Origin of the sequence: Pseudomonas sp. lyk4-R2A-8, assembly GCF_030209095.1 — a bacterium.
Lineage (GTDB): Bacteria > Pseudomonadota > Gammaproteobacteria > Pseudomonadales > Pseudomonadaceae > Aquipseudomonas > Aquipseudomonas quebecensis.
This window is the reverse complement of sequence record NZ_JARVSS010000008.1, coordinates 22,298-45,158: the sequence shown is the minus strand read 5'-3', so window position 1 is coordinate 45,158 and position 22,861 is coordinate 22,298. Positions and strand designations below refer to the sequence as shown.

Sequence of the window (22,861 nt, the reverse complement as noted above, 5' to 3'; positions counted from 1 at the left end):
CAAGGAACCTGAGCCATGCCCGACTCCGCGCTGCCCGCCGACCTGCCCCGCGACCTGCATTACGTTGATGACACCCAGCCCGGCATCCGCCGCAAAAAAGTGCGCGGCAAATTCCAGTACTTCAACCCCAAGGGCGAGCGCATCACCGATGCCGACGAGATCAAGCGTCTCAACGCCCTGGCGGTGCCACCGGCCTACACCGATGTATGGATCTGCGCCGATCCGCGCGGTCATCTGCAAGCCACCGGCCGCGATGCCCGCGGACGCAAGCAATACCGCTACCACACGCGCTGGCGCGAAGTGCGCGACAGCGACAAATATGCGCGTCTGCAGGCCTTCGGCAACGCCTTGCCGAAACTGCGCAAGCAATTGGAAGCGCAACTGGCCGAACCCGGATTCACCCGCGAAAAAGTCCTGGCTACCGTGGTGATGCTGCTGGACGCCACGCTGATCCGCGTCGGCAATACCCAGTACGCGCGCGATAATAAATCCTACGGCCTGACCACGCTGCGCAACCGACATGTGGACGTCAAGGGCAGCGAGATTCAGTTCCAGTTTCGCGGCAAGAGCGGCGTGGAGCATCAGGTGAGCGTCAAGGATCGACGCCTGGCCAGCGTGGTGAAACGCTGCATGGAATTGCCGGGGCAGAATCTGTTCCAGTACCTGGACGAGGACGGTGAGCGCCACACGGTCAGTTCTCATGATGTGAATGCCTACCTGCACAGCCTCACGGGTGAGGATTTTACTGCCAAGGATTATCGCACGTGGGCTGGCACCGCCATGGCGCTGGCAGTGCTGCGCGAATTGCAGTGGCAGCCCGAATCCGATGCCAAGCGGCATGTCGTGTCGATGGTCAAGGATGTCGCCAAGCAGTTGGGTAATACCCCGGCGGTGTGCCGCAAGTGCTATATCCACCCGGCCGTACTTGAGCATTTCAGCCTGGGGGAATTGTCGAAGCTGCCCAAGCCGCGGGTGCGCAAGGGCCTGAAAGCCGAAGAAGTCGCTCTGGCGATGTTCCTCGAACGCCTGGCCGCTGACTTGCCGCAGAACGCCAAGGCGGGTTAGGCTCTGTCTCCCTTCTGACCCTCGGGACGACCGCCGACGTGAACCACTAAGCCTTCCAAAATGTATCCGCAACCAGCGCCTGGCGCGCTTGTTGGCCTGTTCGACATTTTTATGGAGGTGCTGATGACTCACGTCACACGGCTGCCCGCATTGATTTCCCTGCAACACGTAACCTTCCAGTTCGCCAATGGCGAAACCCTGCTGGACGACCTGAACCTGTCCATCGATCACACGCCCACCGGCATTGTGGGTCGCAACGGCAGCGGCAAAAGCCTCCTCGCCCAACTGATCGCCGGAGTGCTCGCGCCGTCATCCGGCGCCATCACACGATCGGCCAGCGTGGCCTTCGTTCCGCAAAACGTGGTGGTTACGCCCGGCGCCAGCGTCGCCGATCTCACCGGCAGCGCCCCGGCCCTGGAAGCATTGCAACGCATGGCCGCAGGCGCGGCGCGTGTCGACGACCTTGAGCTGATCGACGACCGCTGGGATCTTGCCGAGCGCCTGCGTACGGCGCTGGATGAGGCGGGCCTGGCATCACTGACGCTCGAATCGCCGGCCGATCAACTCAGTGGCGGCCAACTGGCGCGGGTGGCGTTGATCAGCGCATTGCTGGCCACGCCCGAGTTGCTGGTGCTCGACGAACCCACCAACCACCTCGACAGCAGCGGGCGCGCCTGGCTGCTCCAGGCCCTGGGCCAGTGGCGCGGCGGCTTGGTGGTCGTCAGTCATGACCGGGCGCTGCTCAATACCCTGGCACGAATCATCGAACTGTCCCCTCTGGGCCCCAAGGTCTACGGTGGTAACTACGAAGCCTATCGACGACAGCGCGACATCGAGCAGCACGCCGCGATTGCCGCTTTGGACCATTCGCGCCTGGAGCGCACGCGCGAGCGCCGTCGCCTGCAAAAGGACCACGACACGCTGCAACGCAAGGCTGCCCGCGCCCACAAACACGCGCAAAGCGCCAATGTGGACCGGTTTACCCAGGCCCGCTGGAAAAGCACAGCCCGTGAAGTGGTCAGCAGCGTGCGCAGCGATCAACATGCGCGTAAACAGCAACTGGACCATCAGGTGCGTCAGGCCCATGAGCGCGTGGCGCAGCAGCCCCCGACCTTACTGGCCTTGCCGGATTCGGCGGTGCCCAAGGGGCGCCTGGTGCTGAAGCTGGTCGATGTGTGCTTACCGTGGCTGGATACCCCGGCGCTGACCCTCAGCTTGATGGGCCCGGCGCGGGTGGCCGTGCAAGGGCCTAACGGTTGCGGTAAATCCACCTTGCTCAAAGTGCTGGCGGGCCAGTGGCAACCGGTCAGCGGAGAGTGTCGCGTGCCGCTGCCAGCGGCCTGCATCGACCAGCACCTGGGCTTTCTGGACGAACAACGCTCGGTAATCGAGCACCTCAACCTGCTCGACACGCCACTGGTCGAAGGCGAACTGCGCACGCGCCTGGCCTTGCTGCAGTTGGACGCGGTGCGCGTGACCCAACCGGTCGCACAGCTCAGCGGTGGTGAGCGTTTGAAGGCCGCGATGGCGATTGCCATGTGGCGTGACGTCCCGGCGCAATTGCTGTTGCTGGACGAGCCTACCAACCACCTGGACCTGGCGTCGGTCATTGCCTTCGAGCAGGCGTTGCAGGGGTTTGCCGGAGCGATGGTGGTGGTGTCCCATGATCAGGCGTTTATCCAGGCTATCGGCCCCACCCATCATCTGAGTTGGACGCCTTCGGGCTGGCGCCTGCAAACTGCCTGACGTCATTGCGCGCGGGCGCAAAGCGCCCTACCGTAGTGGCCGGATAATCTCACCGAGGCCCCGCCCATGCTGCCGCTGCCCCGCAAGCCTTACGCCAATGCCGCTTTGGCCCAACGACGCCGATGGCGCGGGCGCGTCGGCATGATGCTGGTGGCCAGCCTTTCGGTGCTGGCGGGGATGACCGATGCCATAGGCTTTATGGCCAGCGGCGATTTTGTTTCGTTCATGAGCGGCAATACCACGCGCCTGGCAGTGGCCATCGGCGCGGGCGACCACAGCCTGACCGGGCGTCTGCTGTTGCTGGTTGCCACGTTTATTCTGGGGAACGCGCTGGGCATTGTGGTCAGCCGACTGAGCCGGCGCCACGCCCTGCCCCTCCTGCTGTATATCGCCGCGCTGTTGTGCTGCGGCGCGTTCTGGCCCTTCGAGGACCTGTTACCCGCGCTGTTGGCGGCAATCGTGGCCATGGGCATGCTCAATGCGGCGGTCGAAGAAGTGAACGGCTTGCCGGTGGGCTTGACCTACGTGACCGGTGCGCTGTCGCGGTTCGGTCGCGGCCTGGGCCGCTGGTTACTGGGCGAGCGCCGCGACGGCTGGCGCGTGCAACTGGTGCCGTGGGCCGGCATGTTTGTCGGTGCGGTGATCGGGGCGGTACTGGAGCACCATATGGGGTTGCGCGCGCTGTGGGTCAGCGGCGCCCTGGCGGCCGTGTTGGGTTTGGTGTCGCTGAAGATTCCACGGCGTTGGCACTTGGGCTACATGCCGCGTTGAACAGAAAAGGATGCTCGCCCGGCGTGTCGACCTCGACGTCCGTGTACTGGTAAAGAGCCATCACCCCGGGCGAGCGAGGTGAATCATAAGGCAATGCCCGAGCGCTGTCCCGCCGGGCATTTCCGAAGATCGCTAAGGCAAGGGATTACAGGCAGGTCGCCAGCGCAGCCAGACGACGCTTGGCCGGCATGTTGTCTTCGGCGGCGTAGTACTTGATGCTGGAACCGGCGCCCGCACTCTGGATGTCGACGAAGTAATCGCCCGCCGTGGTGTACACGGTGAAGCCACCCGACCCGGTCGGTTCCTTGAAGCCGCCGGCGTCGACACCGAACACGCTTTCATCCTGCCAGCCGAACTGCACGCATTCAGCCACCACCAGCGTGGTTTTGTCAGACGCCAGGGTCTTGTAAGGCGTGCCGGCGCGCGCCTCTTTCATCTTCGAGCCCGCGCAGCCGGCCAGTACCGCCAGCGCCAATGCGCCAATCACCACGTTCCGCATGCCATCACTTCCTTGAAAAAAACGCGACTCTACCATTGCCGCGCACCTGCCTGACGCTTGCATGAACTTTGTTTCACGGTAAAACCTGCTTTCGCCGCCTACACTGGCCGTGCTCATTTTTTTGAAGTCTTCCTTCCGCCCGCCCTCCCGCGGGCTTTTTTTCGACTGCGTTTCAGAGCCACCAGCGAAACAGATAGAACACCGCCATGCTCAGCAGCACTGTGATCAACACGTTGCGCGTCCAGAACATCAACCCCACCGCGCAGAGGCCGGCGAGCAGATATGGGTTGGTCGGGCTGAGGTTGAGCTGATGGTCGGTCAGGAAAATAATCGGTCCGCAGATCGCCGTGAGCATGCCGGGCACCGCAAATCCCAGGAACTCCCGCGCGCCACGGTTAAGGCGTACCGGCAGGCGCGGTTCGATAAACAGGTAGCGGTTGAAGAACACCGCCAGGCCCATGGTCACAATCATCAGGTAAATCATGGTTGCCCGACTCCCAATCGCTTGCAGATAAACCCAGCGCTCATGCCCAGCAGGCCCGACACCACCACCGCCGATTCCCAGTGTAGAAAACTCAGCCACACCGAACACAGCAATGCTACCGCCACGCACACCACCGTCGGTACGTCGCGCACCACCGGGGTAATCAACGCGATGAAGGTGGCAGCGATCGAAAATTCCAGCCCCAGTTGATCAAGCCCCGGAATGCTTTTGCCGAGCACAATGCCGGCCAGGGTGAACAGGTTCCAGATGATGTAAAAGCTCAGCCCCACGCCGAGGGCGTACCAGCGATTGAACGTCTGGCGGTCGTAGTGGCTGACCAGCGCGAAAAATTCATCGGTGAGCAAAAACCCCAGGCTCAAACGCCAGCGTGTATTCAACGGTGAAAGCACCGGCCGCAGGTGCATGCCGTAGAGCAAATGCTGCGAAGTCAACAGCAAGGTAGTGAGCACAATCGATATCAGGCTGGCGCCACTTTTGACCATCCCGATAGCCACCAACTGCGCGGCACCGGCGAACACAATGGCCGACAGGCCCTGGGCTTGCAGTGGTGTCAATTGCGCGTCGATGGCCATGGAGCCGGCGAGCAGCCCCCAGGGAGCGCAGGCCAGGGATAACGGCAGAACGGCGATCGCACCGCGGGCAAAGGCGTGATAAGGCAAGGCGGCAGGCATAGAAACGGCTCATCGACAGACAGTCGCCAAGCATGCCTGAACGAGTTGAAGCGTGTCTTGAACGATCTTGCTCAGGCGAGCCTGACCGAAACCTGCTCCACCGAGTCGCGCGCTTCGCGCAATTCGTAGGCGTCCTGGTTGAGGCGATGAATGGTGTTGAGCAAGCGCTGACGCAGCACCTCGTCGCCGAGTTTTTCAACGGCGCGCATCAGATCAAACGCTGCGGTTTCGTTATTTTCCGCGACGGAATCCAGGGTCTTGCGCAGGTTGCGGGTTGCTCGGGTCACGCGGGGTCTTCCTTCATCAGCAATGGGCAGGCACTTTAGGACATTCATGTTTCATTTTAATTTCAGACACTTGTGGCGGATTTCCAGGTCTTTGATCCAGGTCAATCAATACAAGTTTTGACAGAAATATATGGAAATACGTATATTCGAATAACCCTATACAGGAGCCGGAACCATGCCCGACCTCTTTTCGCCGCCAGCCCTGTTCAAATGCCTGGCTGACCCTACCCGTGTACGCCTCACGCTGTTGATCCTGCGCGAAGGCGAACTTTGCGTGTGCGAACTGATCCATGCTCTGGGCGACAGCCAGCCGAAAATCTCCCGCCACCTCGCACAACTGCGCAGTTGCGGCGTATTGGTGGATCGTCGTCAGGGTCAATGGATCTATTACCGCATCAACCCGGCATTGCCCGATTGGGCACATCAGGTGCTGGACATCACTTTGCAAGCCAACCAGCCATGGTTGCACAGCGACGCGCTGCGTCTGGGTGCAATGGGCGACAGACCACAACGGGCCAGCACCTGCTGCTGAGCCATCGGAGCGTTTATTCATGCTTGTCGCAATTGCCATTTTTCTGGTCACGATTGTTTTGGTTATCTGGCAGCCCAAGGGCCTGGGCGTCGGCTGGAGCGCCAGCCTCGGTGCGATCCTGGCGCTGGCCTGCGGCGTCATCAGCCTGGCGGATATTCCGGTGGTGTGGCACATCATCTGGAATGCGACCGGCACGTTTGTCGCCTTGATCATCATCAGCCTGCTGCTCGATGAGGCCGGTTTCTTCGCCTGGGCTGCCTTGCATGTGGCGCGCTGGGGGCGTGGCCGCGGACGGCGGCTGTTTGCCTATATGGTGCTGCTCGGCGCGCTGGTGTCGGCGCTGTTTGCCAATGACGGCGCGGCGCTGATCCTCACGCCCATCGTGATGTCGATGTTGCTGGCGCTGCGCTTTTCGCCGGCGGCCACCCTGGCGTTCGTGATGGGCGCGGGTTTTATTGCCGACACGGCGAGCCTGCCGCTGGTGGTCTCGAACCTGGTGAATATCGTCTCGGCCGACTATTTCAAGATCGGCTTCAACCAATACGCAGCGGTGATGGTACCGGTCAACCTGGTCAGTGTGGCAGCCACCCTGGCGGTGCTGCTGTGGTTTTTCCGCCGCGATATCCCACAGGCCTACGACCCGGCCGACCTGGATGAACCCGCCAGTGCGATCCACGACCGCGCCACGTTCCGCGCCGGCTGGTGGGTACTGGGAATTCTGCTGATCGGCTGCTTCGCCCTGGAACCGCTGGGCATTCCCATCAGTGCAATTTCCGCCGTGTGCGCCGTGCTCCTGCTGGTGATCGCCGCCAAGGGCCATAAAATTTCCACGCGCAAAGTACTCAAAGAAGCGCCCTGGCAGATCGTGATCTTTTCCCTGGGCATGTACTTGGTGGTGTACGGCCTGCGTAACGCGGGCCTCACCACCTACCTGGCGACCTGGCTCGATACCTTCGCCACCTACGGTATCTGGGGCGCGAGCATGGGCACCGGGTTGCTGACCGCGCTGCTGTCGTCGGTGATGAATAACCTGCCGACAGTACTGATCGGCGCGCTGTCCATCGAATCGAGCCATGCGGTGGGCGTGGTCAAGGACGCCATGGTCTATGCCAATGTGATCGGCAGTGACCTGGGCCCTAAAATTACGCCTATCGGCAGCCTGGCCACGTTGCTGTGGCTGCATATCCTGGCGCGCAAAGGCATCACCATCACCTGGGGTTATTACTTCAAGGTCGGCATCGTGCTGACCCTGCCGGTGCTGTTGATCACCCTCGCCGCCCTCGCCCTGCGCCTGAGTGTCTGAAGGAAGCATTTGATGAAAGTCCTGTTCATGTGTACCGCCAACAGCTGTCGCAGCATCCTGTCCGAAGCGGTGTTCAACCACCTGGCGCCGCAAGGCTTCGAAGCGGTCAGCTCCGGCAGCTTTCCCAAGGGCCAGGTGCTGCCCCGCAGCCTCAGTACCCTGCAGGCCGCCGGAATCAGCACCGAGGGGTTGTACAGCAAAGGTAACGACGCCTTCGAAGGCCGCCCGCCGGACCTGGTGATCACCGTGTGCGACAAGGCGGCCGGTGAAGCCTGCCCGGTGTACTTCGGCCCGGCGATGAAAGCGCATTGGGGCCTGGAGGATCCGTCCGACGTCGAAGGTGACGACGCGCGCCTCGACGCCGCCTTCAACGCCACCCTGGAAACCATCGAGAGTCGCTGCCGGGCGTTTTTTGCATTGCCGTTCGAACGCCTGTGCCCGGCTGAGTTAAAGGTTGAACTGGAACGCATCGGGCAGTTATAAACGCGTGGCACATCGGTCGGTCCGGGCTTTTCGCTCCGCGCCCGACCTGACAGACATGGAAGAGGCTGGGCACGCATGTTGACGATTTTTTTCTCCGCGCTGGTATTTGGTTTTGTGTTCTGCCTGTCTCCTGGCGCCGTGCTGGCCGAGACCCTGCGCCGAGGTTTGCTGCACGGCTTCAGGCCGGCGCTGCTGGTGCAGGTAGGTTCACTGGTGGGCGATGCGGTATGGGCAGTCATTGGCCTCACCGGCATCGCCCTGCTGATGCAGCACGATGCCGTGCGCGTGCCGTTGACGGCGGTCTGCGCGCTGTACCTGGCCTGGCTCGGTGCGCGCAGCCTGCTGGATGCCTGGCGCTTGCCGGCAGCAGACAATGCCCCTGCCGGCTCCGGGCAGAATGCGCTGGCGGTGGGCGCGGCAATCTCGTTGGCCAACCCGAAAAACATTGTGTACTGGGGTGCGCTGGGCAGCGCCTTGTCGGGCATCGTCGGCGCCACGCCGAGCCATGGCCAGACGCTGATGTTTTTTGCCGGTTTCATGCTCGCCTCGGCGCTGTCGTGTTTCCTCACCGCCGCGTTGGTCAATCTGCTGCGCCAGAATGCTTCACCGGTCTGGCAGCGCGTCAGTTACGCTGCCTGCGGCCTGGTACTGATCTATCTGGCGATACTCGCCGCCCGGGGCCTATGAGTTTTCGCCGTGGCTGGCGCGCCGGCAGCTTGGCCGGCATACAGGCCGCGCGCGAGGTCAATCAAGTAGCGCGTCTCGGCGGTCATCAATAACAGGTCGGTCTGCACTTCTTCGATCACCATCTCCAGGACGATCAACACGCAAATGGCCGGCGCCATGAACAGCCAGTGGTAGTAGCACTGGGTAAACAGCGAAGCCACAACCCCGATGATCCACAGCGACAACACCAGGCGCGGTGCGTGTTTTTGCAGGGGAATCCAGAAGCGCTGCAGCTTCCTGAGTTTGGCGCTGCAGCGCTTTATGGAGTCTTCCAACTGCGTCAGGTCGAGCGCGTTGCGGTGGCGAATAGAGGTAGACATGCGTGCAGTCCGTACGTGACTTACAAAGGTGATGTCGCGGGCTCGGCCAGCGCCCGCGCAGGCAGCGCACGGTTCAGCCAGGCCGGATTGATGGCGTTGACTTGCACCCAATCGCCATTGCGCGGCATCCCTTCGCAGCTCTTCAAAGCGATACAGCGCCCTTGTGTGTCCAGCAAGGCGAAGTGGCGATAGCGTTGAACGCCCTTGAATCCGAAAACGGAGAAGCGCATGCCTGCACCTGAAGCGGTTGGGTTTCAGATAGCGACCAGTTGCTCTGGCCACGTCAGTTCGAACAGGCTGCCGCCCTGCGTCAGGTTGCGGCAGGTCACGCGGCCTTCATGGGCCAGGGCAATCGCGCGCACCACGGCCAGCCCCAGGCCGCTGCCGCCCTGGGCACGGGAGCGTGAACTTTCCCCGCGCTGGAACGGCTCAAAGATATGCGCGGCGAATGTTTCATCAATGCCTGGGCCCTCATCCGCGACGCTCAAGGTATTGATGCCGTCCTGACTGCTCAGGCGCACCGTGACGATGCCCGGGTTCGCATGCCGCTTGAGGTTGTCGAGCATGGCCAGCAACGCCTGGCGAATACGGGCCGGGTCGCAGTGCACCGGTTGCCTGAGCAACTCCATGTGCAGGGTGAATCCGCAGGCTTGCAGGCCCGGTTCGAACAGGCGAGCGTCTGCTTCGATCTCATCGGCCAGGTCGGCCCGTTGGATCTGCACGTCGAGGTAGCCGTTGTCGGCCAGGCCTACGACCCGCAGGTCTTCGATCAGCCGCGTCAAGCCTTCCACTTGGCCGAGCAGGCTGTAGAACTGCGCTTGGTCCGGGGGGAAGACACCTTCGGCCAACCCTTGCAGACGGCCACGCAGGATGGTCAACGGGGTGCGCAGTTCATGGGCAATCGCGGCGTTCCAGAACGACTGTTCCTGCGCCATGCGCTTGAGCCGTGCGGCCATGCTGTTGAAGTCATCCACCAGCAAGGTGGCCTCGGCCAATGAGCGGTCGGACGCCGTCGCGCGGGCGTCCAGGTCGCCATCGGCGAGGCGGCGAAGGCTGGCCGCCACCGAGTTCAGGGGCATCAGAATGCGCCGGGACAATTTGATCGCTACCACCGCACCCACGGCCAGGCCAATCGCCGTGATCAATGCCATCCAGGCCCATTCCACGCCAGTGGGCAGCCACTCATCCACATCAATGTCGGTGGGTGGCCAGAACGTCCACAGCAGCGCGTAAAACACATAGGAGCCGACGACCGCCAGGGCAATCACACAGAGCACCACGGCGGACATCGACAGAATGATCTGCCGGCTCAAGCTGTTGGCGATTCTCATGCATGGCTCCCGAAGCGGTAACCCACACCACGAATGCTCGCCGGAACGCCTTGCAGGCCCAGGTCTTCGATTTTGCGCCGCAGTTTGCTGATATGGCTGTCGACCGTACGTTCCAGACTATCGCTCTCGGGCGAACACGAAGCGAGCAACTCGGCACGACTGAACACGCGCCTGGGCGCTTTGGCCAACTGCGCCAGCAACCGGAATTCTGTCGCTGTCAGGCTCAGCGCGTGATTTTGGGTGCCGATCCGCACGCTGACTTCATGGCTGTCGACATCGATTTCAAAGGCGTCCACGCGCAGTACGCTTTGCCCGCTGCCGTAGCCCTGGTCGCGGGAACGGCGCAGGACCGCCTGGGTCCTGGCGACCACTTCGGCCGGGTTGAATGGTTTGACGATGTAGTCGTCGGCACCGATGCGCAGCCCCATCAGCTTGTCCATGTCCTGGTCCTGGGCGGTCAGCATGATCACCGGGGTATTGCCACGGTGACGGATCTCGGCCAGTACCATCCAGCCATCGAGTTTCGGCATCAGCACGTCCAGCAGCACCAGGTCGGGCTTGAGGGATTGATGCAGTTCAAGCGCACGCCGCCCATCCAGCGCATGCACGGTCTGAAAGCCGCTGCGCTTGAGGTAGGCCGTCAGGATATCGGCGATTTCGGGTTCGTCTTCGGCGATCAATATCAGGGCCTGGGGTTTATCGGCGAACCCAGGTGGCGTCGAAATCAGGTGTGCTTCAGTCATGGTCGGCTCGGGGGTGCTGTTCGGTCGTCGCAGTATGGCTAATTAGCAAGGGCGACGAAGGCTACTGTGCACCACGAGCATGCGCTTTCATGGGAGGTTTTATGGAGAAACGATGGAGAGGCGGGTCTATTTGCGCACTGGGTTCAGTCGATCAGTGCCAACAGATCGGTGTCGCCGACATCCTGCCCGGCCTGGGCCAGCAAGGTTCCACTGGTTGTACGTCGCCAAGCGTGTGAAATGCTCAATGTGGTTCATGGTGCCGTGTCCTGGTGCGGCGGCTGACGCCATCATAGAACGTGACGGCGATACCTGCACCCGCCACCTGGGATTGCGCGCCGGTGGTGGGTTGATCGCTCGATTTCCCGACTACACTCCCCCTTCTACCGGTCGTCTCCTTGCCTTCAACTTTGTATCGCGTGGCCGATACGGTTTATGACCTGCCTGCTTTCCATCCCTATGAGTACGCCCCATGCGCCTGAGAAACCTGAATCTCGCTCCCCGTGCCGCGCTGTTTTTTTCCGCGATCATCGTCCTGGTCCTGGTACTTGGCGTGATCGCCATTCTGCAGATGGGCAAGTTGCGCGACGCAGAGAAGGATGTGGAGCTCAATTGGATGGCGAGCATCCGGCAAACCGCGATGATGAACGCCACAGTGCTGCGCCTGCGTCTGGAAACCCAGCGAGCCGTGGCCGACCCTCAGACAATCCAGAAAACCGTGGCTGACTTCCCCGGCTACCGTAAGGCCTTCGCCGATGCGTTCTCCGGCTATGAACCGCTTATTTCCGGCGATCAGGAACGGACGCTCTTTCAAACCGCCAAGGCCTCGGCTGACGCTTACTCCAAACAGCTGGACGCCCTTGAACCGTTGCTCAAGCAAGGTGACACGGGCGCCATCGTCCAATTGGTCGCCAATGGTATTCGCCCACTGACCAACGCCATGGAAGGCGAGATCAAGGCCCTCACCGACTACAACAACGAGGGTGCAGCGAAAGCCGGGCAAGCCGCCACGGACACCTTCACCACCGGCACCTGGCTGGTGATTGCGCTGATCGTGCTGGTGATGGCGATGACCGCCGGCCTCGCGTTCCTGCTGACCCGCAGCATCACCTCGCCCATTGGCGATGCGCTGTCGGTGGCCGAGCGTATCGCCAACAGCGACCTGTCCAAGGAGGTCAGCGTGCACGGTACGGACGAAGCGGGCCGGCTGTTGAAAGCGTTGTCGCAGATGCAGACCAACCTGCGCAACACCATCCTGCAGATTTCCGATTCGTCCGCTCAGTTGGCCTCGGCTTCCGAAGAGATGACCGCCGTCACCGAACAGTCCAGTCGCGGCCTGGTGTCGCAGAACGATGAAGTGAACCAGGCCGCCACGGCGGTCACCGAAATGAGCGCGGCGGTGGATGAAGTGGCGCGTAACGCCGAATCCGCCGCCCAGGAATCCAAGCGCAGCCAGGGCTTTACCGAAGTCGGCCTGCAGCGCGTCACGCAGACGCTGCGCTCCATCGAGAAACTCTCCGGCAACGTGGACAACACCAGCGAGCAGATTCAGGGCCTGTCGAACCGCGCCCAAGGCATCAGCAAAGTGGTGGAAGTGATCCGCGCAATTGCCGAGCAGACCAACCTGCTGGCCCTTAACGCCGCCATCGAGGCTGCACGAGCCGGTGAGCAAGGCCGCGGTTTTGCCGTGGTTGCCGATGAAGTCCGCGCGCTGGCGCACCGCACCCAGGTGTCGACCCAGGAGATCGAGCAGATGATCGCCGCGATCCAGAACGAATCCGACGACGCGGTCAAGGCCATGGGCACCAGCAAGGAACTGGCCACCGAATCTCTCGGCGTGGCCCAGGAAGCCAGCAGTTCGCTGGATCAGATTGCAGCGGCGATTATCCAGATCAACGAACGCAATATGCTGATCGCCACCGCCTCGGAAGAACAGTCCCATGTGGCGCGTGAAGTGGACCGTAACCTGGTGAGCATCCGCGAGCTTGCGACCCAAAGCGCCGCCGGCGCCAGCCAGACCGCCAGCGCTTGCGGCGAAATGTCGAAGCTGGCGGCGAACCTGAATCAGCTGGTCAATCGCTTCGTGGTCTGATGCCGTCAGGAAGATCCCAACGGCCCGGCGCCTGCGGGCCTATTGGGCATTTTTTGTGGTGAGCGGGAATGTGGGAGGGGCTTGCCCTAATGCCATTCAGTTAAGGACTCAGATGATCCAGCCCAGGCGATGACTATCAACAGTGGGAGGGGGCTTGCCCCCGATGACGGTGTGTCAGTGGCAAATGGGCTGACTGACCCACTGCTATCGGGGGCAAGTCGAATCGTCGCACCGCCCCTCTCCCCTACATCGGCGTGCTGCTGACCACCCGGAGCGCCAGGCCCTCGTAAGCATCCAGGGTGATGGTAAACGCGCCGTCCTCGGTCAGATCGCCTTCGACCCGTTCATTGATGATGTCCACCACCGGGCCGGGTGCGATGTTGGGCAGGTGCAGGGTTTCGGTGATGGGCGTGGCGCCGAAGTTCAGCGCGGTGATCTGCGTGCCCTTACCGGCAGGCAGTTCGTGGACCATGATCAAGAGGCCAGGGTGTTCTACGTCCGGCACCAGGATCTGGCGGCTGGCGGCAATGTCATAGGCGCGGCGCACCGCGAGGATTTTCTGCAGTTGCGAGGCGAACGATTGCGGGTCCTGCAACTGGTGGTTCAGGCTGCCATACAGGCTTCTCGAACGCGGCATCTGGCCTGCGGACAGTTGCGCGTCCGGGTTCAATTCCACCAGATCGTAAGCGCCGCGATGAATCCAGCGGGTATCGCCGTCCTGCATCAGGTGCGCAACCTCATCGGCCGCCAGCGGCAGCGCGCCCACCAGATCCCAGCCGGACAACGCAAACACCCCAGGCTGCATCGCGTTGTACATCACCAGCAACAGATGGATCTGCTGGATCTGCTGAATATCCGCCGCCGTGATGGCCTCCAGGTCACGAATGCCCAGTGCCGCCGTGATGATACTGACGGTGGTGCAGGACACGCCGTTGGTGACGAACTTGAGGTTGTAGGGCGCGTGCTCGCCGGTCAGGCGCTCGTACATCTGCTCACGGATGTGCTCGCGCAGAATGTTGCCGGGGAAGGTCTGGCCCTGGTAGAGGAAGCTGTCGTGGGCATGCAGGGTCCAGAAGTGCACCAGTTCCAGGGTCAATTCATCGTGGTTCTGCAACGCGTGGATCAACGAACCGGGGTCGATGCCCTGGCGGTGCATTTCCCGCAGCATCAGGCGCAGGAATTCGGCATCGCCCATCAACAGCGCGTGCTGGTAAGCCGGCCGAGTGATGAAGTCATAGGACAGGTCGGCGCCGCCGTGGGACATGGAAGCGATGTCATCCACGGTGAGGTTCAGCTCCTGGAAGCTGAAGCCGCCGGCCTTGCGAATCGCACCGCCGATCAGCTGGTTACCGGTAATCGACAGCGGGTGGCTCTCGGACCACGCGCCGCCCTCAAGCTTGCGCTCCACACCGAGAAAACCGTTGGCGTCCAGGCGCAGGATCTTGGCGCCCATCACGTCGATAGCGTGCAACGCATCGCCGATGATCATCTGCTGCGCGGCAAACGATGGGTCCAGCCAGTTGAGCGACGGCTGGCCTTCCTTGAAGTAATGCAGGTACACCCAGCGGCGTGGCTTGCCGTCGACGCCCACCACCACCGGCGTGGCGCTCCAGTCGGTTTCCTTGACGCCGGGCTCAAAGAAGATCACCCGTTGTAGCTGGCCGACGATGTAGTGCTTGTCGCGCAGGGCATCCACCTGCAACGGGCTGAGGTTCTGCGCATCACGCCCCGCCGCCACCTCGGGCAGCAGCGGCCAGTCTTCTTCGCGGATTTCTACCATGTGGTAGAGGCCGGGGTAGTCTTCGTAAGCCATCTCGGCCAGGCGAAAGTCCGCGCCCTTACCGGTGTGGGACGGGATGACGTCATCAATGATCACCGCGTTATGCGCCGCGGCCATGCGCGTCAGCGCCTGCAACTGCGCCTCGGTGCCCAATTGCGGGTCGATCTCGAAACTGATGCGGTCGAAGTTGCCGTCGATGGTCGGCGTGTGCTGCGTACCGTTCAGGCCTCCGGATTTTTTCAGCGGGCCATTGTGGATGCCCTGGATACCGATTTTCGACAGTGCATGCCACAGGCTCTCATCCCCCAGTGCCTCCAGCACCGTACCGCCTTCGCGGGTGACGATCGAGGCCGGGTATGCGGTGAACCAGACCGATGAGAGGGCTGAGGCATCGCGCGGCCGGGTCTGTGCATAGGGCTGTTGCCACAACCGACCTTGCCCCGAATAGAGCTTGGCGCGCTGACGCGCCGCGTGCAGCATCGATTGTTCCACCAGCCAGTTCACATGGGTGTTGTCCGCCGCCGTCATAAGCTTGATACCTGTCGTCGTAAAAAGTGGCTCGTAAGCATATGAGGGGCACGGGCGCCATTCGTTGCATCGCAATCACGCCAACGCGGGCCCTCCCCCCGTCGCCTGTCGATACTGGCGTGGCGTAAACCCGGTGGACGCCTTGAACTGCCGCGTGAATGCGCTGTGGTCGGTATAGCCGCACTGCAAGGCCACCTCAGTAATGGGCAGCTCGCTGTGCAGCAGGCGGTGTGCGTGTTCCAGGCGGACTTTCTGGATCATCTGGCGCGGCGTCAGGTTGAACACCCGCTTGCAGTAGCGCTCCAGCTGGGCCACGGAGATGCCGGCGATGCGCGTCAGTTCGCCCAGGGTGACACGTCGGCTGAAGTGGCGGCGGATATGCTCATCGACGGCGGCCAGGCGCTGGTAGGCCGGATGGGTTTCGCTGGCCGATTGCAGGTCAACCGAAATGCCGGCCAGGCCGATGATCGCACCGGCACGGTTGTACAGCGGCCATTTATGAGTCAGGCACCAGCCCGGTTCGCGACTGCCGTACAGGTGCAGCTCCAGCTGGTCTTCCAGCACCAAACCGTCTTCCAGCACCCGTCGATCCTGTTCGGTATACCCCGGCCCTAGCTGTGCGGGGAACACTTCGGCGCTGGTCTTGCCCAGCAGCGGTCGCAGCTGCCTGAGGCCGCAGCGCTGCACCAGCGTGCGGTTGGCCAGGGCATAGCGCGCCTGAACATCCTTTATAAAGATCGCGGCGTTGGGGATCACGTCGAGCATCGGCAACAGCTGTGCGGCAGCGCTCACCAATTGTTCGAGGCTGTCGGGGCGACTGGCCGCATCGCCCTGGCAAAGGCTCGCAAATGCACTGTGCAGCATGGTCATCTCTCCGGCGGCGCCTTGGACGCGTAGCAGATTGCCCGATGCCCGACGCACTGTCGAGCCAGGCAAATTATGCCGATTTCGTCATCGATGGCGGCGCAAAACATCAATCCCCGGCGTGCCGGTGAGTTCACTGTAGAGCCCTGCATGCCTCTCCAATAACTCACAAGAAGGCGCCGCTATGTCAGGCCAAGGCAAGTTCAAGAAACAGCTCTCACTGATGGACCTTACCTTTATCGGGTTGGGGGCCATCTTCGGTTCGGGCTGGCTGTTCGCAGCCAGCCATGTGTCCGCGATCGCGGGCCCGGCGGGCATTATTTCCTGGTTGATCGGCGGTTTCGCCGTATTGCTGCTGGGCATCGTCTACTGCGAACTGGGCGCCGCCCTGCCCCGCGCCGGCGGCGTGGTGCGCTACCCGGTGTACTCCCACGGCCCGCTGCTGGGCTACCTGATGGGGTTTATCACGCTGATCGCATTTTCCAGCCTGGTCGCGATTGAAGTGGTCGCGTCGCGTCAATATGCGGCGGCGTGGTTTCCGGAACTGACCCAGGCCGGCTCCAGCAACCCCACCACCCTGGGCTGGCTGGTGCAGTTCGCGCTGCTGTGTCTGTTCTTCGTGCTCAACTACCGCAGCGTCAAAACCTTCGCCATCGCCAACAACCTGGTGAGCGTATTCAAGTTCATCGTGCCGCTGCTGGTGATCGGCGTGTTGTTCAGTTTCTTCAAACCGGCGAATTTCCAGGTGCATGGTTTTGCGCCATTCGGCCTGTCGGGCATCGAGATGGCGGTGTCGGCCGGCGGGGTGATCTTTGCGTACCTGGGCCTCACGCCGATCATCTCGGTGGCCAGTGAAGTGAAAAACCCGCAGCGCACCATCCCGATCGCGTTGATCCTTTCGGTGCTGTTATCGACCGCCATCTATGTGCTGCTGCAAACCGCATTCCTGGGCGGCGTGCCCACAGAGATGCTTGCCGATGGCTGGGCCGGGATCAGCCGGCAACTGGCGTTGCCCTATCGCGACATTGCCCTGGCCTTGGGCGTGGGTTGGCTGGCGTACCTGGTGGTGGCCGATGCGGTGATCTCCCCCAGCGGCTGCGGCAATATCTACATGAACGCCACGCCGCGCGTGGTGTATGGCTGGGCGCAGACCGGCACGTTCTTCAGGATTTTCACGCGTATCGATGAAAAATCCGGCATCCCGCGCCCGGCGCTGTGGCTGACCTTTGGCCTGTCGGTGTTCTGGACCTTGCCGTTTCCGTCCTGGGAGGCGCTGATCAATGTGGTGTCGGCCGCGCTGATCCTCAGCTACGCCGTGGCCCCGGTGACCGTCGCCGCACTGCGCCGCAACGCACCGCAAATGGCCCGGCCGTTCCGGGTCAAGGGCATGGCTTTGCTCGGCCCGGTGTCGTTCATCATCGCCGCGCTGATCGTGTACTGGTCGGGCTGGAGCACCGTGTCGTGGCTGCTCGGCCTGCAAATCCTGATGTTTGCGATCTACCTGCTCTGCGCGCGCTGGGTGCCGACCGCGCACCTCAATCTGGCGCAACAAGTGCGTTCGTCAGCGTGGCTGATCGGTTTCTACGCGGTGATGATCCTGCTCTCCAAACTCGGCACCTTCGGCGGCATCGGCGCCATCGGTCACCCGCTCGATACGCTGGTGGTCGCGGCGTGCGCGCTGGGTATCTATTACTGGGGCGCCGCCACCGGCGTGCCGGCGCACCGGGTGCGGCTGGAACAAGAAGCCGATGAAAGCGAAACGATCGACGAGCACCAAGGCCGACCCGCAATGGCCCCGGCCACGCACTGATTGGAGCGACTGATGAAACGATTGCATGTGATCGACTCCCACACCGGCGGCGAACCTACGCGCCTGGTACTCAGCGGCTTCCCGTCGCTGACCGGCGCCGGTATCGCCGCGCAGCTGGAGTGCTTACGCAGCGAGCATGACCAATGGCGCCGCGCCTGCCTGCTGGAGCCGCGTGGTAACGATGTACTGGTCGGCGCGCTGTATTGCGAGCCGGTTACGCCAGGCGCCACCTGCGGCGTGATCTTCTTCAACAACGCCGGCTACCTGGGCATGTGCGGCCACGGCACCATCGGCCTGGTCAACTCGCTGCACCACCTGGGGCGTATCGCACCGGGGGTGCACACCATCGACACGCCGGTAGGCCCGGTAGCGGCGACATTGCACGAAGACGGCGCGGTGACCCTGCGCAATGTGCCGGCTTATCGCTTTCGCCAACAGGTGCCGGTGGACGTGCCGGGCCACGGCGTGGTCAAGGGCGATATCGCCTGGGGTGGCAATTGGTTTTTCCTGGTCAGCGAACATGGCAAGGCCTTGGAGATGGATAACGTCGACGCTCTCACCGAGTACACCTGGGCGATGCTCAAGGCCCTGGAAAACCAGGGTATCCACGGTGCCGACGGCGCATTGATCGACCATGTCGAGCTGTTCGCCGACGACGCCCACGCCGACAGTCGCAACTTCGTGATGTGCCCCGGCAAGGCCTACGACCGCTCGCCCTGCGGCACCGGCACCAGCGCCAAACTCGCTTGCCTGGCCGCCGATGGAACACTCAGGCCCGGCCAGGTGTGGACCCAGGCCAGCATCACCGGCAGCCAATTCAATGGCCAGTACGAGTGGGAGGGCGAGCGCGTCATCCCCTTTATCACCGGTCGCGCCTATATGACCGCCGACAGCGTGCTGCTGATCGACGAGCAAGACCCTTTCGCCTGGGGCATTTGAGCCCCCCATTTGACTTGAAGGAGTACAACCATGAGCGACAACATTTTTACCGGCTGCATCCCTGCCCTGATGACCCCGTGCACCGCCCAGCGCCAACCTGACTTCGACGCACTGGTCGCTAAAGGCCGCGAACTGATCGAAGCCGGCATGAGCGCAGTGGTGTACTGCGGCTCCATGGGAGACTGGCCGTTGCTCACCGAAGCCCAGCGCCAGGAAGGCGTGGCGCGGCTAGTGGCGGCTGGAGTGCCGACCATTGTCGGTACGGGTGCGGTCAATAGCCGCGAAGCGGTGGCTCACGCCGCCCACGCCGCCCACGTCGGCGCCCACGGCCTGATGGTGATTCCCCGCGTGTTGTCGCGTGGCGCATCCGCCACCGCACAGAAGGCGCACTTCTCGGCAATCCTCAAGGCTGCGCCCGAGTTGCCGGCCGTGATCTATAACAGCCCTTACTACGGCTTCGCCACCCGCGCCGAGCTGTTCTTCGAACTGCGCCGCGAACACCCGAACCTGATCGGCTTCAAGGAATTCGGCGGTGGCGCAGACCTGCGCTATGCCGCCGAACACATCACTTCCCAGGACGACCGTGTGACCCTGATGGTGGGCGTGGACACCCAGGTGGTGCACGGCTTCGTCAACTGTAACGCCACCGGCGCCATCACCGGCATCGGCAACGCGCTGCCACGAGAAGTGCTGCACCTGGTGGCGCTGAGCAAACAGGCGGCCAAGGGCGATGCCAAGGCCCGGCGCCTGGCCCGCGAACTGGAAAGCGCCCTGGCGGTGTTGTCGTCGTTTGATGAGGGCTGCGACCTGGTGCTGTATTACAAGCACCTGATGGTGCTCAACGGCGACAAGGGCTACGACCTGCACTTCAATGAGACCGACGTGCTCAGCGAGGCTCAGCGGCGTTACGCCGAGCAGCAGTTCGCACTGTTCCGCCAGTGGTACGCCAACTGGTCGGCCGAGCAGAACCGCGCCTGAGTGCGCACGCGCCGCCGTGATCGGCACGGCGGCCCTTCCTATTTTCCAGGACGATCCTATGACTTTGACGGGCCAGATGCTGATCGGTCAGCATCCTCTGCGCGGCAGCGGCACCGCATTCCGCGCCATCAACCCCGCCACCGACACGCCGCTGGAGCCAGCCTACGCGGGCGGCGATGCTGCGCATGTCGAGCAGGCCTGCGCCTTGGCGTGGGCAGCGTTCGATACCTATCGAGAAACGTCGCTGATGGCTCGCGCGGCATTTCTTGAAGCCATCGCCGAGCAAATCGAAGCCTTGGGCGACGTGTTGATCGAGCGCGCCGCTGCCGAAACCGGCCTGCCACGCCCGCGTCTTCAAGGTGAGCGCGGCCGCACCTGCGCCCAGTTGCGTACCTTCGCGCGCACCGTGCGTGCCGGCGAGTGGCTGGATGTGCGGGTCGACAGCGCCCAGCCCGAACGCGAGCCCTTGCCGCGCCCGGACCTGCGTCAGCGCCACATCGCACTGGGCCCGGTGGCCGTGTTCGGCGCGAGTAATTTCCCCCTGGCCTTTTCCGTGGCCGGCGGCGATACCGCCTCAGCGCTCGCCGCCGGTTGCCCGGTGATCGTCAAGGCGCACAACGCACACCCCGGCACCAGCGAGCTGGTGGGCCGCGCCATTGCCAGGGCGGTGGCGGCGTGCAGTCTGCCGGAGGGGGTATTTTCGCTGCTCTACGACAGCGGTTATGACCTGGGCATTGCGCTGGTCAGCGACTCACGCATCAAGGCCGTGGGCTTTACCGGTTCGCGCAGTGGCGGTATGGCGTTGTGTCGTGCCGCCCAGGCACGCCCGGAGCCGATTCCTGTGTATGCGGAAATGAGTTCGATCAACCCGGTGTACCTGTTTCCAGCGGCACTGGCGGCGCGCGGTGACGCGCTGGCCCAGGGGTTTGTTGCCTCACTGACCCAGGGCGCCGGGCAGTTCTGCACCAACCCCGGATTGGTAGTCGCCATTCAAGGGCCGGCATTGCAGCGCTTTGTTCAGGTGGCGAGCGACTCACTGCAGCACTGCGCCGCGCAGACGATGCTCAGCCCTGGAATCTTCCAGGCCTATCAGCGAGGCGCGAGCGCATTGGCCGACCATGCCGAGGTCGCCGCCACCGGCAAAGCCGCGCAGGGCCCCAACCAGGGCCAGGCGCGTTTGTGTGTTACCCAGGCCGACGCCTTCCTGGCCAACCCGGCACTCCAGGCCGAAGTGTTCGGCGCGACTTCATTGGTGATCGCCTGCACTGACAGCGCGCAAGTGCGTCAGGTCAGCGAGCACCTCGAAGGCCAGCTCACAGCCACGCTGCATCTGGACGAAGCCGACCTGGCTAACGCCCGCTCAGTGTTGCCGTTGCTGGAGCGCAGGACCGGTCGCCTGCTGGTGAACGGCTGGCCGACCGGCGTGGAAGTGTGCGACGCCATGGTGCATGGCGGGCCGTTCCCGGCCACGTCGGACTCGCGCACCACCTCAGTGGGCACGGCGGCGATCCAGCGCTTCCTGCGGCCGGTGTGCTACCAGGACTTCCCTGACGCCTTGCTGCCTGCAGCACTGCGGCATGACAACCCGCTGCTGCTGCGGCGCCTGCTCGACGGGCAGAGAGAGGCCTAGCCGATGAACCGTACGGATATCGTGGTGGTCGGCGCCGGCATTATCGGCGTGGCCTGCGCGTTGCAACTGGCGCGTCAGGGCCGCCAGGTAATAATCGTCGACCCGCAGGCGCCAGGCATGGGCGCCTCCTATGGCAACGCCGGGCACCTGGCGACCGAGCAGGTGTTTCCGATTGCCGACCGCTCGATTCTCAAGCGCTTGCCCGCCATGCTGCTGGACCCCATGGGCCCGCTGCGTCTGGACTGGCGCTACCTGCCCCGCGCCCTGCCCTGGTTTACGCGCCTGTTGCTCAACCTGCGCCCGGCGCCTTACCAGCGCACGGTGGCCGGCCTTCGTGCGCTCAACGAGCATAGCCTGGGCGCCTGGCAGCGCTTGCTGACCAGCCTGGAGCGGACGCGGCTGATGCGCCAGGACGGCTCACTGTTGGTGTTCGAACGGGCTGAGTCGCGGGCGGATATCCAAGCGTTGCAGCACCGGATGCAGCAACAAAACGTGCCGGTGGAATTCTGGCCTGCCGAGGCGATTCGCGAAGCGGCGCCGCAGTTGAGCGAACGCCTGCTAGGGGGACTGTTTTTCCCGGCCACCGGGCATTTTCTCGACCCGTTCCAGGTGGTGGGCGAACTGGTCAGCGCCGCCGAGGCTGCGGGCGTGCAGTTTCTCCAGCGCCGTGTGGTCAGCGGGCAAGTCGATGCCGAAGGCGTCTGCCTGTTCACCGACCAGGCGCCGCTGCTGGCGCGTCAGGCGCTGATTGCCTGCGGTGCGCATTCGGCCAGACTGACGGCGGCGCTGACCGGCAAACAGGTGCCGTTGGACACCGAGCGCGGCTACCACCTGATGCTGCCCCATGAGCATCAGCGCCTGCCGTTCGCCGTGACCTCCCTGGAGCGTAAATTTATCATGACCCCCATGGCCGGCGGCCTGCGGCTGGCCGGTACGGTGGAGTTCGCCGGGCTTGAACGCCCCGCCAATATGCAGCGCGCCTGGCAGTTGCAACGGTTGAGTCACGGCCTGTTCCGTGAGGAATTGGACGTCAAGGGTGCGACCCCGTGGATGGGCTTTCGGCCGTCGCTGCCCGACTCGCTGCCGATCATCGATCGGGTGGCTGACGGCAAGGTACTGTTGGCGTTCGGGCATCAGCACCTGGGCTTGACCCAGGCGGCGGTGACGGCGGAGCTGGTGGCCGGGCTGGCGGCAGGCACGCCGATGCCAGCGGGGTTGCCGGCCCTGGCGCCTTATCGGCTGGAGCGTTTTTAGCGGCGAG

The 22,861-nt window shown here is 63.2% G+C and carries 23 protein-coding genes; 13 read left to right on the top strand and 10 right to left on the bottom strand.

Going from position 1 to position 22,861, the window contains the following annotated elements; genetic code table 11:
* Positions 1 to 15 precede the first annotated feature (15 nt).
* The 3 genes from QRN10_RS08545 (at position 16) to QRN10_RS08535 (ending at position 3,582) form a co-directional block, all read left to right on the top strand.
* Positions 16 to 1,065, top strand: coding sequence for a DNA topoisomerase IB (locus tag QRN10_RS08545; protein ID WP_181077746.1), 1,050 nt, complete (start codon positions 16 to 18; stop codon positions 1,063 to 1,065).
* A 123-nt stretch (positions 1,066 to 1,188) separates the two neighbouring features.
* Positions 1,189 to 2,811, top strand: a complete 1,623-nt coding sequence (locus QRN10_RS08540; RefSeq protein ID WP_285428190.1) for an ABC-F family ATP-binding cassette domain-containing protein — start codon at positions 1,189 to 1,191, stop codon at positions 2,809 to 2,811.
* Positions 2,812 to 2,877: 66 nt separating this feature from the next.
* Positions 2,878 to 3,582, top strand: a complete 705-nt coding sequence (locus QRN10_RS08535) for a YoaK family protein (RefSeq protein ID WP_253507818.1) — start codon at positions 2,878 to 2,880, stop codon at positions 3,580 to 3,582.
* Positions 3,583 to 3,727: 145 nt separating this feature from the next.
* Here QRN10_RS08535 and QRN10_RS08530 read toward each other — a convergent pair whose 3' ends face one another.
* From QRN10_RS08530 to QRN10_RS08515, 4 genes are all read right to left on the bottom strand, one after another.
* Positions 3,728 to 4,081, bottom strand: coding sequence for a hypothetical protein (locus QRN10_RS08530; protein ID WP_285428189.1), 354 nt, complete (start codon positions 4,079 to 4,081; stop codon positions 3,728 to 3,730).
* Between the two features lie 172 nt (positions 4,082 to 4,253).
* Positions 4,254 to 4,565, bottom strand: a complete 312-nt coding sequence (locus QRN10_RS08525) for an AzlD domain-containing protein (RefSeq protein WP_253507824.1) — start codon at positions 4,563 to 4,565, stop codon at positions 4,254 to 4,256.
* Positions 4,562 to 5,257, bottom strand: coding sequence for an AzlC family ABC transporter permease (locus QRN10_RS08520; protein ID WP_181077753.1), 696 nt, complete (start codon positions 5,255 to 5,257; stop codon positions 4,562 to 4,564). Before QRN10_RS08520 ends, QRN10_RS08525 begins: the two co-directional genes overlap by 4 nt.
* A gap of 71 nt (positions 5,258 to 5,328) precedes the next feature.
* Complete coding sequence (locus tag QRN10_RS08515; protein WP_005788169.1) at positions 5,329 to 5,544, bottom strand: hypothetical protein; 216 nt, start codon at positions 5,542 to 5,544, stop codon at positions 5,329 to 5,331.
* Between the two features lie 175 nt (positions 5,545 to 5,719).
* On the opposite strand from QRN10_RS08515, the gene QRN10_RS08510 reads away from it, so the two are divergent.
* The 4 genes from QRN10_RS08510 (at position 5,720) to QRN10_RS08495 (ending at position 8,549) form a co-directional block, all read left to right on the top strand.
* A complete protein-coding gene (locus tag QRN10_RS08510) occupies positions 5,720 to 6,076 on the top strand; it encodes a metalloregulator ArsR/SmtB family transcription factor (protein WP_253507831.1) in 357 nt (118 codons plus the stop codon).
* Positions 6,077 to 6,095: 19 nt separating this feature from the next.
* Complete coding sequence (locus QRN10_RS08505) at positions 6,096 to 7,379, top strand: arsenic transporter (RefSeq protein ID WP_253507835.1); 1,284 nt, start codon at positions 6,096 to 6,098, stop codon at positions 7,377 to 7,379.
* Between the two features lie 12 nt (positions 7,380 to 7,391).
* Complete coding sequence (locus tag QRN10_RS08500) at positions 7,392 to 7,862, top strand: arsenate reductase ArsC (RefSeq protein WP_285428187.1); 471 nt, start codon at positions 7,392 to 7,394, stop codon at positions 7,860 to 7,862.
* A 75-nt stretch (positions 7,863 to 7,937) separates the two neighbouring features.
* Positions 7,938 to 8,549: a LysE family transporter gene (locus QRN10_RS08495; protein WP_285428186.1), complete on the top strand. Its 612-nt coding sequence runs from the start codon at positions 7,938 to 7,940 to the stop codon at positions 8,547 to 8,549.
* On the opposite strand, the gene QRN10_RS08490 is transcribed toward QRN10_RS08495, so the two are convergent.
* The 4 genes from QRN10_RS08490 to QRN10_RS08475 are packed head-to-tail and all read right to left on the bottom strand — an operon-like array spanning position 8,516 to position 10,982.
* Entirely contained in the window at positions 8,516 to 8,908 is a 393-nt protein-coding gene (locus QRN10_RS08490; protein ID WP_181077759.1) for a hypothetical protein, read from the bottom strand. The genes QRN10_RS08495 and QRN10_RS08490 overlap by 34 nt on opposite strands.
* Before the next feature lie 20 nt (positions 8,909 to 8,928).
* A complete protein-coding gene (locus QRN10_RS08485; protein ID WP_266249482.1) occupies positions 8,929 to 9,138 on the bottom strand; it encodes a hypothetical protein in 210 nt (69 codons plus the stop codon).
* Between the two features lie 24 nt (positions 9,139 to 9,162).
* Positions 9,163 to 10,239 (bottom strand): ATP-binding protein, encoded by a 1,077-nt coding sequence (locus tag QRN10_RS08480; RefSeq protein ID WP_253507842.1) that lies wholly within the window; start codon positions 10,237 to 10,239, stop codon positions 9,163 to 9,165.
* Complete coding sequence (locus QRN10_RS08475) at positions 10,236 to 10,982, bottom strand: response regulator (protein ID WP_181077763.1); 747 nt, start codon at positions 10,980 to 10,982, stop codon at positions 10,236 to 10,238. The genes QRN10_RS08480 and QRN10_RS08475 overlap by 4 nt, the downstream gene beginning before the upstream one ends.
* Before the next feature lie 469 nt (positions 10,983 to 11,451).
* Between QRN10_RS08475 and QRN10_RS08470 the strand changes: the two genes are divergently transcribed.
* On the top strand, positions 11,452 to 13,071 hold the full coding sequence (locus QRN10_RS08470) for a methyl-accepting chemotaxis protein (protein ID WP_266249484.1): 1,620 nt from the start codon (positions 11,452 to 11,454) through the stop codon (positions 13,069 to 13,071).
* Between the two features lie 244 nt (positions 13,072 to 13,315).
* Here QRN10_RS08470 and treS read toward each other — a convergent pair whose 3' ends face one another.
* Both treS and QRN10_RS08460 read right to left on the bottom strand, forming a co-directional pair.
* Positions 13,316 to 15,379, bottom strand: a complete 2,064-nt coding sequence (gene treS / locus QRN10_RS08465) for a maltose alpha-D-glucosyltransferase (RefSeq protein WP_253507844.1) — start codon at positions 15,377 to 15,379, stop codon at positions 13,316 to 13,318.
* Between the two features lie 75 nt (positions 15,380 to 15,454).
* Entirely contained in the window at positions 15,455 to 16,243 is a 789-nt protein-coding gene (locus tag QRN10_RS08460) for an AraC family transcriptional regulator (protein WP_285428185.1), read from the bottom strand.
* A 184-nt stretch (positions 16,244 to 16,427) separates the two neighbouring features.
* Between QRN10_RS08460 and QRN10_RS08455 the strand changes: the two genes are divergently transcribed.
* From QRN10_RS08455 to QRN10_RS08435, 5 genes are read left to right on the top strand one after another with little or no spacing between them, the layout of a single operon-like run.
* Positions 16,428 to 18,053, top strand: coding sequence for an APC family permease (locus tag QRN10_RS08455; RefSeq protein WP_253507847.1), 1,626 nt, complete (start codon positions 16,428 to 16,430; stop codon positions 18,051 to 18,053).
* A gap of 12 nt (positions 18,054 to 18,065) precedes the next feature.
* On the top strand, positions 18,066 to 18,992 hold the full coding sequence (locus QRN10_RS08450; RefSeq protein ID WP_253507849.1) for a 4-hydroxyproline epimerase: 927 nt from the start codon (positions 18,066 to 18,068) through the stop codon (positions 18,990 to 18,992).
* A gap of 30 nt (positions 18,993 to 19,022) precedes the next feature.
* Positions 19,023 to 19,970: a dihydrodipicolinate synthase family protein gene (locus QRN10_RS08445; protein ID WP_181077774.1), complete on the top strand. Its 948-nt coding sequence runs from the start codon at positions 19,023 to 19,025 to the stop codon at positions 19,968 to 19,970.
* 58 nt (positions 19,971 to 20,028) lie between these two features.
* Positions 20,029 to 21,600 (top strand): aldehyde dehydrogenase (NADP(+)), encoded by a 1,572-nt coding sequence (locus QRN10_RS08440; RefSeq protein ID WP_285428184.1) that lies wholly within the window; start codon positions 20,029 to 20,031, stop codon positions 21,598 to 21,600.
* 3 nt (positions 21,601 to 21,603) lie between these two features.
* Positions 21,604 to 22,854, top strand: a complete 1,251-nt coding sequence (locus tag QRN10_RS08435; protein WP_285428183.1) for an NAD(P)/FAD-dependent oxidoreductase — start codon at positions 21,604 to 21,606, stop codon at positions 22,852 to 22,854.
* The last annotated feature ends 7 nt before the right edge of the window (positions 22,855 to 22,861 follow it).

Coding starts and splice junctions, on each gene's coding strand:
- QRN10_RS08545 (WP_181077746.1), top strand. CDS start 16: ATGCCCGACTCCGCGCTGCCCGCCGACCTGCCCCGCGACCTGCATTAC.
- QRN10_RS08540 (WP_285428190.1), top strand. CDS start 1,189: ATGACTCACGTCACACGGCTGCCCGCATTGATTTCCCTGCAACACGTA.
- QRN10_RS08535 (WP_253507818.1), top strand. CDS start 2,878: ATGCTGCCGCTGCCCCGCAAGCCTTACGCCAATGCCGCTTTGGCCCAA.
- QRN10_RS08530 (WP_285428189.1), bottom strand. CDS start 4,081: ATGCGGAACGTGGTGATTGGCGCATTGGCGCTGGCGGTACTGGCCGGC.
- QRN10_RS08525 (WP_253507824.1), bottom strand. CDS start 4,565: ATGATTTACCTGATGATTGTGACCATGGGCCTGGCGGTGTTCTTCAAC.
- QRN10_RS08520 (WP_181077753.1), bottom strand. CDS start 5,257: ATGCCTGCCGCCTTGCCTTATCACGCCTTTGCCCGCGGTGCGATCGCC.
- QRN10_RS08510 (WP_253507831.1), top strand. CDS start 5,720: ATGCCCGACCTCTTTTCGCCGCCAGCCCTGTTCAAATGCCTGGCTGAC.
- QRN10_RS08505 (WP_253507835.1), top strand. CDS start 6,096: ATGCTTGTCGCAATTGCCATTTTTCTGGTCACGATTGTTTTGGTTATC.
- QRN10_RS08500 (WP_285428187.1), top strand. CDS start 7,392: ATGAAAGTCCTGTTCATGTGTACCGCCAACAGCTGTCGCAGCATCCTG.
- QRN10_RS08495 (WP_285428186.1), top strand. CDS start 7,938: ATGTTGACGATTTTTTTCTCCGCGCTGGTATTTGGTTTTGTGTTCTGC.
- QRN10_RS08490 (WP_181077759.1), bottom strand. CDS start 8,908: ATGTCTACCTCTATTCGCCACCGCAACGCGCTCGACCTGACGCAGTTG.
- QRN10_RS08485 (WP_266249482.1), bottom strand. CDS start 9,138: ATGCGCTTCTCCGTTTTCGGATTCAAGGGCGTTCAACGCTATCGCCAC.
- QRN10_RS08480 (WP_253507842.1), bottom strand. CDS start 10,239: ATGAGAATCGCCAACAGCTTGAGCCGGCAGATCATTCTGTCGATGTCC.
- QRN10_RS08475 (WP_181077763.1), bottom strand. CDS start 10,982: ATGACTGAAGCACACCTGATTTCGACGCCACCTGGGTTCGCCGATAAA.
- QRN10_RS08470 (WP_266249484.1), top strand. CDS start 11,452: ATGCGCCTGAGAAACCTGAATCTCGCTCCCCGTGCCGCGCTGTTTTTT.
- treS (WP_253507844.1), bottom strand. CDS start 15,379: ATGACGGCGGCGGACAACACCCATGTGAACTGGCTGGTGGAACAATCG.
- QRN10_RS08460 (WP_285428185.1), bottom strand. CDS start 16,243: ATGCTGCACAGTGCATTTGCGAGCCTTTGCCAGGGCGATGCGGCCAGT.
- QRN10_RS08455 (WP_253507847.1), top strand. CDS start 16,428: ATGTCAGGCCAAGGCAAGTTCAAGAAACAGCTCTCACTGATGGACCTT.
- QRN10_RS08450 (WP_253507849.1), top strand. CDS start 18,066: ATGAAACGATTGCATGTGATCGACTCCCACACCGGCGGCGAACCTACG.
- QRN10_RS08445 (WP_181077774.1), top strand. CDS start 19,023: ATGAGCGACAACATTTTTACCGGCTGCATCCCTGCCCTGATGACCCCG.
- QRN10_RS08440 (WP_285428184.1), top strand. CDS start 20,029: ATGACTTTGACGGGCCAGATGCTGATCGGTCAGCATCCTCTGCGCGGC.
- QRN10_RS08435 (WP_285428183.1), top strand. CDS start 21,604: ATGAACCGTACGGATATCGTGGTGGTCGGCGCCGGCATTATCGGCGTG.